General features: G+C 49.7%; 11 protein-coding genes. 1 reads left to right on the top strand and 10 read right to left on the bottom strand.

Annotated elements, in window-relative coordinates:
• Nucleotides 1-18 precede the first annotated feature (18 nt).
• From EQM14_RS10255 to EQM14_RS10240, 4 genes are all read right to left on the bottom strand, one after another.
• A complete protein-coding gene (locus tag EQM14_RS10255; protein ID WP_128742873.1) occupies nucleotides 19-1,224 on the bottom strand; it encodes a mandelate racemase/muconate lactonizing enzyme family protein in 1,206 nt (401 codons plus the stop codon).
• 23 nt (nucleotides 1,225-1,247) lie between these two features.
• A complete protein-coding gene (locus EQM14_RS10250; RefSeq protein WP_128742871.1) occupies nucleotides 1,248-2,675 on the bottom strand; it encodes an APC family permease in 1,428 nt (475 codons plus the stop codon).
• A 105-nt stretch (nucleotides 2,676-2,780) separates the two neighbouring features.
• The gene (locus tag EQM14_RS10245) at nucleotides 2,781-4,004 is read right to left on the bottom strand and encodes a mandelate racemase/muconate lactonizing enzyme family protein (RefSeq protein ID WP_128742869.1); all 1,224 of its coding nucleotides are present in this window, start codon (nucleotides 4,002-4,004) and stop codon (nucleotides 2,781-2,783) included.
• 43 nt (nucleotides 4,005-4,047) lie between these two features.
• A complete protein-coding gene (locus EQM14_RS10240; protein ID WP_128742867.1) occupies nucleotides 4,048-5,238 on the bottom strand; it encodes a mandelate racemase/muconate lactonizing enzyme family protein in 1,191 nt (396 codons plus the stop codon).
• Nucleotides 5,239-5,644: 406 nt separating this feature from the next.
• Between EQM14_RS10240 and EQM14_RS10235 the strand changes: the two genes are divergently transcribed.
• Nucleotides 5,645-6,421 carry a FadR/GntR family transcriptional regulator gene (locus EQM14_RS10235; RefSeq protein ID WP_128742865.1) on the top strand — a complete coding sequence of 259 codons (777 nt, stop codon included), beginning with the start codon at nucleotides 5,645-5,647 and terminating at the stop codon, nucleotides 6,419-6,421.
• A 305-nt stretch (nucleotides 6,422-6,726) separates the two neighbouring features.
• On the opposite strand, the gene EQM14_RS10230 is transcribed toward EQM14_RS10235, so the two are convergent.
• From EQM14_RS10230 to EQM14_RS10205, 6 genes are all read right to left on the bottom strand, one after another.
• On the bottom strand, nucleotides 6,727-8,499 hold the full coding sequence (locus tag EQM14_RS10230; protein WP_128742863.1) for a sigma-54-dependent transcriptional regulator: 1,773 nt from the start codon (nucleotides 8,497-8,499) through the stop codon (nucleotides 6,727-6,729).
• Nucleotides 8,500-8,669: 170 nt separating this feature from the next.
• Nucleotides 8,670-9,695, bottom strand: coding sequence for a Bug family tripartite tricarboxylate transporter substrate binding protein (locus EQM14_RS10225; protein WP_205703164.1), 1,026 nt, complete (start codon nucleotides 9,693-9,695; stop codon nucleotides 8,670-8,672).
• Between the two features lie 39 nt (nucleotides 9,696-9,734).
• Nucleotides 9,735-11,243 (bottom strand): tripartite tricarboxylate transporter permease, encoded by a 1,509-nt coding sequence (locus tag EQM14_RS10220; RefSeq protein WP_128742861.1) that lies wholly within the window; start codon nucleotides 11,241-11,243, stop codon nucleotides 9,735-9,737.
• 75 nt (nucleotides 11,244-11,318) lie between these two features.
• Complete coding sequence (locus EQM14_RS10215; protein WP_128742859.1) at nucleotides 11,319-11,876, bottom strand: tripartite tricarboxylate transporter TctB family protein; 558 nt, start codon at nucleotides 11,874-11,876, stop codon at nucleotides 11,319-11,321.
• 26 nt (nucleotides 11,877-11,902) lie between these two features.
• Complete coding sequence (locus EQM14_RS10210) at nucleotides 11,903-13,195, bottom strand: lactate racemase domain-containing protein (RefSeq protein ID WP_128742857.1); 1,293 nt, start codon at nucleotides 13,193-13,195, stop codon at nucleotides 11,903-11,905.
• Entirely contained in the window at nucleotides 13,192-13,956 is a 765-nt protein-coding gene (locus tag EQM14_RS10205) for a hypothetical protein (RefSeq protein ID WP_205703163.1), read from the bottom strand. Before EQM14_RS10205 ends, EQM14_RS10210 begins: the two co-directional genes overlap by 4 nt.
• Nucleotides 13,957-13,973: the final 17 nt, after the last annotated feature.

Raw genomic sequence — 13,973 nt, 5'->3', positions numbered from 1 at the left:
CCTTTCTTGTTCTTACAGTTATTCCACCGCATACTTAATGGAGTGCTCCATGGCCCAGGGGCTGATTTCAGCGCCCAAGCCGGGTCCCTCAGGCACTTTGAATCTACCGTTGACTGGCTGGAAGTCCACCGTGCACAGTTCCCGGTTATAGTCGTGAAGATTAAACACATGGTGCTCATGAATGACAAAGTTGGGAATGACCGCTTCCAAATGAAGTGCCGCGGCAGTGGAAAGCGGACTGGCGCAGACGTGGGCCTGAACACCGATATCATACACATAGGCCATATCACAGATTTTCTTGGCTTCGGTCAGGCCGCCGCAGTTTCCAACATCAGGCTGAATGACCTGGATGCCTTGTTCCTCAAAATAAGGTGCATACTGCCAGCGTGAATAAACCCGTTCGCCGTGGGAAATAGGCATGGACAGCTTGTCGGAGATAAACTTCGCGGTCTTCGGGGTGGGGGTGTTGGGTTCTTCAAAATAAAAGATATTGTATTTTTGCACCGCGCGGCCCAGTTGAACGGCGCTTTGGGCATCAGGCCGCGAATGATTTTCCATGATGATGTCCACATTAGGGCCAATGGCTTCTCGAACAGCCTTGACCCGGCTTTCCACCACATTGACATAGTAGGGAGAAAGCAGGCGGCAGCACTCCTCATCGGTGTAAGCGTGACCGTCTTTCGGATCGTAGGTGAAAAAGTCGATCTTGATGCAGTCATATCCTTCTTTTACCGCTTTCATGGCGTTGTCCACATAGTCCTGAACAGCAACAGCGTCGTGAGGGGCGCTCATAGTCAGGCTGTCTTTGCATGTATCCCGCCCCCACCCAAATTGGAGCTGGCTGGCATAGGTGCGCAGGTCATTCCGCCGCTTGCCGCCCAACAGCTTGTAGACGGGAACGTTGAAATGCTTCCCTTTGATGTCCCACAGGGCGATATCAATGGCACTGATGCCGGCGAATACCACCGGACCGCCGTTCTGGCCCCAGAAGGTGCACTTGTAAAGTTTATCCCAGATGACTTCGTTATCCAACGGGTCCATACCGATGATAAGGTTCGCAAGGTCACGAATCATACCAGCCGCCGCAGGCGCGCCATTGCAGTAGGCCAAAGCAGCCTCTCCGTCTCCGTAAGTTCCTTCGTCGGTGTAGATCCGACAGAGCACGGGGCGCCATTCAGGGCGTCGGGCCTGAACTTCAAATACTTCCACCTTTGTGATTTTCATAAAGCATTGCCTCCTTCATGGTATTAAGATTCATTTTTTACAGAACACTCTTCTTCGTCCCCGGTCCAAACCGAGGTATGGATAACAATATTACCGGTCTTAGAACGCCAAATGCCAATGATGGACAGCACCAAGATCGCGGCCACGTTGACAGCGGCCAAAGCGGGACTCATAGAGAGACAGGATTTCCATAGAACTACGATAAAAAAGGCCATTGACACCCAGCAGATGATGTAATAAACAGCATTGGGCACGTGAAAGCGGGCCTTTGCCCAAGCCTTCGGATACTTTTTGGGAAGTTTAAGATACGCCACCATATTGAGAAAGGCGAAAGCCGAGGTAATCAACTGCACCATGTTGACAATTACCTCAATAGAGAAACCGAAGATGATGGGAATCATGCCGAGAATATACATAAATGTTAAGATATATATCCGAGACCCGACCTTGTTTTTTTTCCCGAAAATAGTGGGCAGCCAGCCGTCATCACAGGACTGTCCGATATTAATGGCATTATAAGCAAAAGTGGAGTTCAGGGTGGACAGCAACGCCATGATCGGTCCGCCAATGATAAAGGCATAGAACAGCCAGGCGGGGAAGATACGTTGAGCGGCAAAAACCAAGGTAATGGAGGAACCGTACTCTTTTATACTCATAACGCCCGCGCCGGCCAAGGCCACGCCTATGTACAGAACAATCAGGGAAAGAGCTGTAGTAATCATGGCGACAGGAATATCCCTCTTAGCGTTTTTTGCGTCACGGCCATAAGCGATCGTCATGTAATAGCCTTGGCAGGAGTAGACAAACAGCAGCACTGCGCCGGTGAAGCCCCCGCTAATTTGGCCATTGGTAAAAGTAATCCCCCAACCATTGGTAAGAAAGTTGGAATCGCCGGCATCAAAGATGGGCAGTTTCATTTTGAAAATGCCGACGATTGCAAAAATGAGCAGCGCCGCAATAAGCAGCCAGGTCATGATCTTCTGTGCCTTCGCCATAATGTTAATGCCAAGAAGATTGACTATAAAAAAGAAGGTTAACAAGGCACCGCCCACAACGATGTGAGCTATTTTGCCATTGAGGAAAGGAATGATATCACCTAAATACGCAGCGGCTGATGCGCCGAAGAGGGAAAGGGAAAGACACTGAGTCAGGTAGGCAAAGGCAAAAATGCCGGCTGTTGTGGGACCGGCCAGATCACACAGCATAGAGTAGTTGCCGCCGCCCATACGCAGGGTAGAAGAAACAAAAATAGTGGGCAGCACCATGATAAAGCCCATGACAATCGCCATAAAATATGCCAGCCATGCTGAGTAGCCGGTCATCTTAATCGCTGGAACAACGAGGGTGATAACACCCGCCCCAATGACCTGACCGAGGGCCAACGCGTAGAGCTCCGTCTTTCCTAAGGTGCCAGCTTTGGGTTCCGGCTCGCGAATAACGTTGATCGCCATAATAACGTCTCCTTTTGTATGGATTGTTTTTATTAATCAGGCTGCTTTCTGCTCGAGCTGGTTCCTGGTATGGAGTTTCTGCTATGTAAATCGACAGATCTGTTGCTACTCTACCACGGCTTTTGCATCAACCCCGCTAGTCATGGCATAGTCGGATATTTCGCACGCCAATCCAGGCCCTTCCGGCACCATGAATCTGCCGTTGACCGGCTGCCAGTTTACCGTACACAGGCGCTGATTGAATTCTTCCAGGTTAATTTGGTGATGTTCATGGATGACAAAGTTAGGAATGACAGCTTCCAATTGGAGAGCCGCTGAGGTGGATAAAGGGCTGGCGCAGACATGGGCCTGAACGCTGATGTCATATACATAGGCCATGTCACAGATCTTTTTGCCTTCGGTTATGCCGCCGCAGTTTCCAAGATCCGGCTGAATGACCTGTACGGACATATTTTCAAAATAAGGGGCGTACTGCCATCTGGAATAGACCCGCTCGCCGTGGGAGATGGGCATAGCCAGCTTGTCGGAGATAAACTTGGCTGTCTTGGGTGTGGGGGTATTGGGCTCTTCAAAGTAGAAAATATTATATTTTTCCAAAGCCCGGCCGATCTGTACGGCGCTTTGAGCGTCCGGGAAAGAATGATTCTCTACAATGATATCCACATTTGGGCCTACCTCTTTTCGACAGGCCCGCACGCGATCCTCCACGATTTTAATATAGTAAGGAGAAAGCAGGCGGGTTTGGATTTCTCCCGCCATCGGTTCGTTTTTTTCCGCCTTGCCCGGACCGTTCCAGACCGTACCGTCCACGTCATAGTCAAAAAAGTCCAGTTTTACGCAGTCATAGCCCTGGGCCACGGCGATGCGGCAATTTTCGGCATAGTCTTCCGGCTTACAGCATTTATGGTTTGTGCCGGGGCCCCAGCCGTAAGTAAGCTGGCTTGCATAGGTACGTAAATTGTCGCGGCGCTTGCCTCCCAGCAACTTATAGATGGGGACGTTAAAGTATTTGCCTTTGATATCCCACAGGGCGATGTCAAGCGCACTGATTCCGGCAAACACTACCGGCCCGCCGTTCTGACCCCAGAAAGTGCATTTGTAAAGTTTATCCCAAATCACCTCATTGTCCAGAGGGTCCATACCGATGATGAGCGTTGCCAAATCCTTAATCATGCTGAAAGCCGCAGGTGCCGCAATGCCATAGGCTAAGGCGGCCTCGCCGTCACCGTAGATGCCCGCATCGGTGTGAATCCGGCAAAAAACAGGTCTCCATCCAGGATGTTCCACCGGGGCCTTTTCCAGAAACACGTCAACCCTTGTGATTTTCATTACAACTCCTCCTAATATTTATTTGGCAATCCAACCAGCGGATTTACTCAACAAGTTTATAGAGAATCGCCCGGTCAATGGCCTCCTGAAGAAATTCGTTCCCGATTCCGGGAAGTTCAGGAACGGAAAAATAGCCGTTTTCCGGTTGAAGATTGTATTTTGTTAAACCCAGGCAGGTGTCCATCCGGTTGCAGGTATGATGTTCGTGAATGACAAAGTTGGGAATGGTGCATTCTACATGAAGGGCGGCATTGGTGGCAAGCGGACTGCCCGCCACGTGGACCTGAACTCCGACATCGAAAGCATGAGCCATGTCGCAGATTTTCTTTACCTCACTGATACCGCCGCAGTTGCCGATATCCGGCTGAGCCAGCTGGAGCAGATTTTTCTTAAAATATTCCGCATACTGCCAGCGTGAAAAAATACGTTCCCCGTTCGCAATGGGAACCGAGGTATATTTTGTAATGTATTCCACTGTCTGCGGCGTGGGCGTGTTGGGTTCTTCAAAGGCCAGAATATGATATTTCTCCGCCAGCCTGCCCAACTGCACCGCACCTAAGGCATCAGGGTAAGAATGGTTTTCCATGATGATATCCACTTCGTCACCGGCAGCTTCCCGGGCCGCCTTCATGCGGGCTTCCACCATCTTAAGCTGTTTGGGAGTCAGAAATCCTGTGGTATCCAAAAAGTTTAAGGGTTTTCCTTCTTCATCCCGGTCAAAAAAGTCGATCTTCACTGCATCGAAGCCCTCTTCAACGGCCAGCTTGACATTGTGTGCATAGTCTTCCGGGGTAACCGCCCACAGATGATCGCTCACTCCCACCTGACCCCAGCCAAACTGAAGCTGGCTGGCATAAGTGCGAAGTTTTTCCCGGACCTTACCTCCCAATAGCTGGTAAACGGGTACATTGTAATACTTGCCCTTGATATCCCACAGGGCCACGTCAATGGCGGCAATCCCGGAAAATACCACTGGGCCGCCGTTTTGTCCCCAGAAGCTTTTCTTATACATAGTTTCCCAAATGAACTCTGTTCGGAGGGGGTCCAATCCAATGATAAGTTCCGCTAAATCGCACACCATGCCGAAAGCGGCGCTTCCTCCCACCCCATAGGCCATGCCGGCCTCACCGTCGCCTCGCAGCCCGGTATCCGTATGGATACGGCAGCCGATGGGACTGTTTTGTCTGTTGTTGACCGTTGAAAGCCGAAACACTTCTACTTTTGTGATCTTCATGGTCATTCCTCCAGTACATTAACCTATTGAGCTGTTCGCTATGTTATATATTATATATTTAGGTTATACGATAGTCAATGATTAATTAACATTTTTACAGATAACATTAAAAATGACTATATATTTTGTGCAAAAGGTAGATTGAACGGAAGCCTGAGAGTATTGCTTGTACTGATTCAGTCAAAGGGCATTTTTCAACAAGCTCCGTTGCTCCCTTTTTGAAATTCAGCTGGATATGCGAAAATCGGACAGGCGGTTAATTGCATACCGACTGTCCGAATAATTGGATTAGAAGCAGTTTTATCGAAAAAAATAGAAAGTGGATGACACCTGTTGCAAAATCGACTATAATAATAATGAATTTAGTGAGATAAATTCGTGACAATAATATTTAGGTGGAATAGATATGAAAATAGATCGTAACAACCGCTTCGGCGGACGAAAGGCAAAAATATCCCGCATTTCAATTGTGGATCAGGTCTGCGATTCAATTAAGCAGGACATTGCCGATGGAATCTGGAAAACGGGAGACAAGCTTCCCTCGGAAGCCGAATTTGCCGAGATTTTCGGAGTCAATCGGCTCAGTGTCCGTATGGCCCTTCAAAAACTAAATACGCTGGGGATCATTGAAACCCGTGTGGGGGAAGGTTCTTTCATACGCGATTTTTCCCTTAAGCCAATTCTCAATGAGATTTCTATCTTCTATGAGGGAAGCGACCAATATCACGATGTGCAACAGTTGCGCAACCTTCTGGAGTATGAGTGCATGAGGCTGGCAGTGCATTCCGCCACCGAGGAGGAGAAAAAAGCGCTCAAAGCGGCACTGGACGATTACAATCAGTGCGCACTGGCTTACTCCCTGAATCCCGATGACCAGCAAGCGCTCGCGCAGACTGTGGATGCAGATTTCAATTTTCATTATAGTGTAGTGAAAATGAGTCACAACAGACTTTACAAGGACATTTATTATATGGTCCAGCAGCTGATCCGGGGCCACATTACCGAACTGGTCAGCACCCGGGCCCACCGCCGCCGGAACGCCGGGCTATCTCCTTTGGGCAAGAGTGACACGCATAATAAGATCTACAACTGTATCATCAATTCGGACCTGGAGGCGCTTCATCAAGCCAATGAGGAAATGCTCGGCATTGTTCCTGTTCAGGGGCTTGACGTTTTTGATTGATCCACTGCTTGCACCCGGCAGGGCGTTTTTCGAGCGTAGGAACGGCAAGCTCTCGGACGAGGAGATATCGAGCTTGCCGCGGCACAACCAGGGATAGCCCCGTTACACGCGGTTGGGTGTTTCGATACTCTGGGCAATCCGCGCTTGATCGTGGTCAGCTGTCCCTGTTTTAGTTTATCTTTTTGGTACTATAAAAAAGGATAGCCTGTAAGTAAACAGTGGTTTTTTCTGTCTACTTACAGGTTATCACTTTACTTGCCGGAGGTCATGACTTATACAGACTCTTGACACATATCCGAAACGCGTTAGGATAGGATGTTCGGTTTTTGTTTCATTCTTCTCCAAATGGTCGACCGGCTGATACCAAGACGTTCCGAAACATTGCTCAGATTTCCGTTTTCCATCTGGATCGTACGGCGGATAACATTGTCAATGATCTCATCGAGCGTCTTGCAAGAAGAAAAAGAATCGCCGATGCCGTTTGCGGCGGGTTCCTCTTTCAAAGCTTCGGAAACGGCTTCCGCGCGGATCGTGGGCCCGTCGGAAAGCAGGATCAGTTGGAATATGATCCTTCGCAGCTGATTAAGATTCGTAGTCCATTTAAATTCGGTCAGCAACTGAAGAGCATCTTCTTCAATGGTCACAACCTGTTTTCCATATTTGAAATTTGCTTCGTTCATATAGTTGCTGGCTAAATCCTTCATATCTCCGGGGCGTTCCCGCAGACTGGGAAGATGGATGCGGTATTCGCCGAGAAGTCGTATGAGTGTTTTAGAAAAGCACCCGGTTGTGGCCGTTTCCGGCGGTTCGTTAAATGAGGACAGCACAAGATGCTTCTCGAAAAACCCCGGTTCACTTAGCAAGGGAGTTAGAAGCTGCTGGTTTTCCTCACTTAATTTGCTTGCCATTCGTATATAAAAGGTCAGCGAATGATCGGACCGTATCATTTCAATTACGCTTTCTACACTGGCCCGGTTGGCTTTTTCCCCATCCAGCGTAAGGAAAGACGCATTCCTGTTGCTAAAGGAATGAATCAGAACTGCAAGCGCATCTTTTCCTGTTCCAACTTCCCCGGTAATCAGAACGGGAAGGTGAAGGTTTCCGAATTTTAGTGCTTTCGCATATACTTCTTTCAGGTAGATACTGTTCCGCCCTAAAATCGAAACGGAAAAGTCGGAAGGATTTTTGGGATTGGATACGGAAACTCCGGCTATCTCTTCCTTCTTTGCAGGGCGCTGCGAAAGGAAGAAGACCACATAAAGATTGAGATTTTCATCCGCAATACGGCTTGCGCTTATTTCCCAGAAAATATTTTCGCATTTTAGCAGGAACTGCCATTTCCCAACTTGCAATACCTGGTTTAATGAATCCGAAAGGTTCTGAAGAAGCGCTTTTTGTTGTTCTGCAGGAAGCTTCGTCTCGACCGCATGACCTTTCGCGTCTAGGATGGTATAATATTGCGGGATGTTAGAAAGAGCTTGCTCCAGCAGATTAAGCTTCGACTGATATTCGACAAGATACCCAAAGATCTTCTGAGCTTCCTCAAAAGCTTTTCGCACGCTTTCTTCGCCGGATGTGAGCAGAATGGCCGTGAAGCCCATTTCCCGGGCCTTTTCCTGCGTGACAACGTCGCCGATGATTACCTGATAATTTTCCTCGCGCAGCTGATTCAGCAGTTGCGCAAGTTCTTCCGAACTATTTATAGTGAAGATATCAATAGAACTCTGCATGAGGTTTTTTATCGCTTGGGCTCCCGACGTAATACTGCGGTAGCCGATCATCGCGGATTTGCCGGAAAAGCCGCTAGCAAGCGTAATAATCCGCATATAGTCGTACCCTGAAATATCAATTCGCACGACTGGCACGGATACACTGCGTTCGATCATTTCGGCGGTACCGCCTCTGGACAGGATAATCTGACTGCTTTCTTGCACCCCTTTCAGGGCCGCTTGAGCTCCTTGCTCCAAGTTGGCGACGACCGTATGGATTTCAAACTGAGTGTATTCGTCTGAAAGGGACTGCACCAGTTCCTTTAGGCCCTCGTAAGGAGCAACGACAAGCAACTTGATTTTAGACATTGATATCCTCTACCTTCCAAATGTACCTAATATTCATCACGCGGCTGTATCGGATACCTTTCCCTGGGGGGAAAGTACCGGTCAGAAAATGCTATGAAGGACAGTACTCTACATCCCCTGTTTACAGGAGTGCGGAGCACTGTCCATTCGTTTATCCTTTAGGCTTCAAATTACAGATAGGGCTGATAACTCATATAAAGGTTGTCCTGTTCTTTCAGGTTGGAAAGCGTATCCTGCAGGTTCAGGACATAGGGGTTCTGCATGCAGTAGCTGTTCACTATCTTTTTCCAATCGTCGCTCTGTCCCACTTTCAGAATTGCGTCATTCATTGCTTTGAGGAGCGCCGAATTCGTATTTTTCGGCGCCAGAATAACATATTCGGTGTCGATTTTCAACTGTGGGACATATTTGCTTGCGCATTCCTGATCCGGCATAAGATCCGGAGCCTTGCTCATAACTGTGCAGAGCGATTTCAGCTTTCCGCTTTTGATATAATCGGCCGCGGTCGAATAGGGCAGGGAAGTGCAGTCGATTTCGCCGCCCAGCAGAGCGGTCAGACGGGTGGCGCCGTCGCCGGCCTCCACAACATTGAATTGAGTGCCGCCCAGGTTTTTGAGAACGCAGGATTCAATGTAAACGCCGCCGCCGGTGGAAATGCCGAATTTAATGCTGTTTGGTTTCTTCTTGGACGCATCGATCAGCTCTTTCAGGTTTGTATAAGGGGCGTCCGCGCGCGTTACGATGTTTTCGCCGGACTGCTTCCCGTAAATTGCCACGGGTTCAAAAGCCTCATAGCCGAAGTCGACCAGTTTGGTCGCCTTGTTGCCGCACAGGGCCGCCGTGTTGCCGCAGATAAAGGTATATCCGTCGGTTGGGCCGTCCTTATACTGCGTTGTGCATGTCGCGCCGTTCGAGCCTCCAACGCTGGTAACGGCAATGGAAACGCCGAGGACCTTTTCCAGAGACGATGCCAATTTCCGGGCCATGTAATCCGTATCGCCGCCGGAAGCGTGCGTGCAGTAGAAGTTGATAGTCTTTTTGGGCCAATCGACGGCTGCCGTCTGACTGGAGGCGGAGGCTGCCTGCCCGCCTGCGGAACCCGCCGGGGCACTGCCTGCGGAAGATGTCCCGCCGCTGCAGGCCGTTAATGTCATGACTACGCTCAATAAAGTCGCTAAAGCCAATACTCTTTTCATAATACAATTCCTTTCTCAAAATATTTTTATCTATAGCCATTACGTATCGGTTGCCGATGCTGCCTCCGTTTCCGACGCATTCACCTCTTTACGATAGGCGCGGAGCGAAAGAATAACCACTACGACCGTAACGGCAATAAACACAAGAAAAATGGGATGCCCCAAAAGGGAATCCGTCTGGATCAGCTGGGAACTTTTGCGTATGTTGTTTTCAAACATCGGACCAAGGATAAAGCCGAGGATCATGGGGACGGTAGGAATCTTCGCCTTGACCAGCAGATAAGCCATCAGCCCGAAGCCGACGACGGAATACGCCTCGAACACCTGGTTGTTGTCCCCGATCGCTCCGATGCAGCAAAGGACCAGAATCAACGGAAGCAGGTAATTCTTTGGAATGCGCAGAACGGAAATGAAGAATTTCATTCCGAACAGCATGAACAGCATCATGAACAGGGAAGACAGGACCATGGCGAAGAAAATGCCGTAGAGGACCGCGCCGCTGTTTTGGTAGATCAGCGGGCCGGGAACCACGTTATGGATCTGCAGACCGCCGAGAAGCATCGCGGTCGCCGCGTCGCCCGGAATGCCGAGGGACAGCAGCGGGATCATCGCGCCGCCTATGGTGCCGTTGTTGGCTGTTTCAGACGCCACAACGCCGTCGATAATGCCGGTCCCGAATTTTTCAGGGTATTTGGACATGTTCTTTGCGACGGTATAGGAGAGCACACAGGAAACGCCGCCGCCGATGCCCGGCAGGATGCCGATGCCGATGCCGATGAGCGCGGAACGGAGAATATTGAACCACTGGCCCAAGAGCTCCTTTGCAGAAACGCCGCCGCCGCGCATTTTAACGTTGGTATTGATGACGACCTTTTCCGGTTTATGGACCTTTTCGGCGAACGCCATGAATTCGGGGATTGCGAACAGGCCGATCAAAAGTGTCAGCAGCTGCAAGCCGTTGTTGAGGTGAAAGTTGCCGAACGTAAATCGGGGGCGGCTGTCGATCGGCGCAAGCCCGACCGTTGCAAGGAGGCAGCCGAGGACCGCGCTGATCAGGCCTTTCGGCATATCCCTGCCCGTCAGTGCAATGACCATGCTGAGGGAGAAAACCGACAGGGCGCAGTACTCGAAGGAACCGAACTTCAGCGCGAAGTCGCAGAGCACGGGGGAGATCAGGATCAGCATCGCGATGCCGATCAAGGTGCCGATGAAGGAGCAGATGACGCCGGTGCTCAGGGCTTTCGCGGCCTGACCCTTATCGGCCAGGGGTTTGCCGTCAAAACAGGTTGCTACCGAGGACGGAGTGCCGGGTATGTTCAGCAGGATCGCGGAAACCAGGCCGCCCGAAATTCCCCCGATGTACAGGGCGACCAGGAGGTTGACGCCTTGCGAGGAAGTCATCGAGTACGTCACCGGCAGGAACATGGCGATCGCCATGGTTGCAGTCAACCCCGGGATCGCGCCGAACACGATTCCAATCACGGTTCCGACGGCGATCAGCAGAATGATATACGGGTTCATCACAATTTGTAAGCCTTGCAGAATCACTTTTCAATTTTCCTCCTTAACGATAGAATTGGATTTTTAAAATTTCCGAATGTCCGGAAAATGTTTGTCGGTCCCTCATAGGCTGAAGATTCCGCTGGGCAGCAGAACATTTAGAAATTTGTTGAAGATCTCGAAAAGCGCAACCGACACCACGGCGGAAGTCAGCACGGCGGGAACGATGTTTTTCTTCCACTTTTCCACGGGCGTCAGAAGCAGGATTTGCAGAAACAGGTATACGATCGTGGTAATGATAAACCCAACCGATTCCATCAGCGCCACATAGAGCGTCATCAAAATGAAACTGCCGACGACCTCACGCCTGTCCCAAATACTTTCCCAAAGCTTCTTCCAGAAAGGCTCCGCCGGCGCCGCGGATTTCTCCTGGACGGCGGAACTGTCCGAAGCAGCCGGCTTCGCAAATCTTTTGCTGTTCCTCCAACCGCGGAAAATCAGGAAAAGTGCGAGGACCAGCATGACGCCTCCCCACAGCCCGGGGACGAAATGATTATCCAGCGGCGTTGCTCCGGTGCCCTTGAACGCATTAATTTTGGGAATCTGTAAAAGATAGAAAATGGAAGACAGAGCCAGAACAATACCCGGGACAATGTCAATCTTACAGCTTTTCTGCTTCATTACTTGTCTCCTCCCTTCAAAAAATCTTATGCAAAATCTATGAGATTGTCTTCTTTGTCGAATCTGAATCTGCGGGGTTCTTCCAGAACATCCACATGTTCGTTGAGCCTTGCTTCATCAAGCATGGTTTCTGAAATCATAATCGTCTGGAGTGACAAAGTGTTTTTAATGTACACGATGCGCACCTTGTTTTTATCGATCCCGGTCAGCGTCTTGATGGCCGCCTGGATCGCCATTTTATCGTTCTCGAGGATCATTGGTATTTTTCCTACGCTCAGTACCGTGGAAGTAAGCATATTGAAATAGGCTGCATTGGTATCCAGCTTTTCAAACGTGCGGTTGGTGGTTGTGTCGGCCATTCCAAGCCCGACGAAGCTCCCGTGAGATTCGTCGCTGATATCCAAAACGACTGTGCGCTGCTTTTTCAGTCCGCCGGAACAATAGGGTGTAGCAAACGTTCCCGTCACATTTGGGTCCATACCGCTCCCGGAGAAGTTTTTCCCAATCTCATGCACGATCAGGACGTCGGCCTCTGGAAAGAATATTTTCGGCATTCTGCCCTTGGCATACCGTAAAAGGGCGGGTTCCTTTTTAAAGATTTCCTCGCGTTTCAGCAGTTCGATGCGGCAGGTCTGGTCAAAAGAATTTTCGATAATACCAACGCCAAAAATAATATTGCAAGCATCAAATACTACTTTTGCGTAAGCCGGCAGGCGCTCCGCAAATTTTCCGAAGCCAGCGCTGTGAAGAGAATCCGCACCCTGGCGCTTTCCCATGCCGATTGCCATCATCTTGATCAGCCCGGATTCGTATTCCCCGCGGAATGCAGTATGCGCCTTGATGCGCCCTACCACAATAACAGCGTCGGCATCGGCTGCAAATTTGTCTGTGTAAACGGGATCGCCGTTCTCCAGATGCCCGACCAGCTTTGTTTCCATACTGGAACAGATCGGGCAGCCACAAAAGTTCTCCGTAATGCCGAGGCTCGCCAGAATCGCTTTCTGACCTTCGGCAGTTGCGCCGCCGTGACTGCCCATTGCCGGGATAATACAGGGATCGCCTCCGTGCAGCTTTACGAACGAGGCCAGTTCCCTCAAAATCACATTCGCGTTCGCAATCTGGCGGCTGCTTCCCGTTAAAACCACTTTCATGCCGGGTTTGATCCGGCTTCCGAATTCGTCATTCTGGAGTATTGCATGCATATATCCCGCAACGTCTTCAATATGGTCCGCATCGAACTTCTGCCGTACCAGACACATCTTTGGCAGTTCAATACCGGAAAGTATTTTGCGAATCTCAGACTGTTCCTTAATTTTCATGATGCATCCCTTTCAATTTCGCTTGCATTTGACATAAGCTGAACCAAATCCATTGCTTTTTTAAATTCCGGTAGCGGGTCAAATAAAAACAGTTCACTCGTAACGGGATACAGCGGATTGATGCGAAATCCTAAAAATTTTCCGCGGCAAAGCATGGTAAGCTTGTTTTCCTGTACCCTCAAATAGATATTGCCGTATTCAGAGGCCAATTTTTTTAAAAATTTATCCGTCCGGTACGTTATTTCACGTTCTTCTTCAACATTACCCGCCTTTATGCAAACGCTGGAATGAATGGTTTTCTGGAACTCGACTTGGATAAAACAGCCGTTGAACATCTCATTTTGGCGATCAATACAAATCGGGAAAGCAACATCCGCAATTTCAACGCTGCAATTTCCAGAAGAGCCGCAGACCAGCTCCCTGCTCAAAAAAGCCTTGTCGGATTTCATGGGGAAAAGGTCCGTATCGGCGACTTGTCTTTTTTGTATTCCTCGGCCCGGCTCGTAGGTATAGTCCTTTAACTTTTTACCGAAGATATTTTTTAAAACAGCCTCACGGATGCTTAACCTATACCGCTTGCCCAGTGGGCGTACCACCGTCAAATACACAGAAATGCAGACCGCGATGCCCAGATATCGCAACCTTTCGTCCGTCAGATACAAAATCAGAAGGCCGGCGGCCAGCAAAGCAAGAAAATAAGCGATATTGGCCGTCAGCATCTGCCTGCGTGCTTTCTGCAGACTTTCTAAGCATCCTTCCATCCCGAAAACCTCCCCCA

It is taken from the genome of Caproiciproducens sp. NJN-50, from assembly GCF_004103755.1.
Lineage (GTDB): Bacteria > Bacillota > Clostridia > Oscillospirales > Acutalibacteraceae > Caproicibacter.
This window is presented reverse-complemented; position numbering and strand designations above follow the sequence as displayed.

Coding starts and splice junctions, on each gene's coding strand:
- EQM14_RS10255 (WP_128742873.1), bottom strand. CDS start 1,224: ATGAAAATCACAAAGGTGGAAGTATTTGAAGTTCAGGCCCGACGCCCT.
- EQM14_RS10250 (WP_128742871.1), bottom strand. CDS start 2,675: ATGGCGATCAACGTTATTCGCGAGCCGGAACCCAAAGCTGGCACCTTA.
- EQM14_RS10245 (WP_128742869.1), bottom strand. CDS start 4,004: ATGAAAATCACAAGGGTTGACGTGTTTCTGGAAAAGGCCCCGGTGGAA.
- EQM14_RS10240 (WP_128742867.1), bottom strand. CDS start 5,238: ATGAAGATCACAAAAGTAGAAGTGTTTCGGCTTTCAACGGTCAACAAC.
- EQM14_RS10235 (WP_128742865.1), top strand. CDS start 5,645: ATGAAAATAGATCGTAACAACCGCTTCGGCGGACGAAAGGCAAAAATA.
- EQM14_RS10230 (WP_128742863.1), bottom strand. CDS start 8,499: ATGTCTAAAATCAAGTTGCTTGTCGTTGCTCCTTACGAGGGCCTAAAG.
- EQM14_RS10225 (WP_205703164.1), bottom strand. CDS start 9,695: ATGAAAAGAGTATTGGCTTTAGCGACTTTATTGAGCGTAGTCATGACA.
- EQM14_RS10215 (WP_128742859.1), bottom strand. CDS start 11,876: ATGAAGCAGAAAAGCTGTAAGATTGACATTGTCCCGGGTATTGTTCTG.
- EQM14_RS10210 (WP_128742857.1), bottom strand. CDS start 13,195: ATGAAAATTAAGGAACAGTCTGAGATTCGCAAAATACTTTCCGGTATT.
- EQM14_RS10205 (WP_205703163.1), bottom strand. CDS start 13,956: ATGGAAGGATGCTTAGAAAGTCTGCAGAAAGCACGCAGGCAGATGCTG.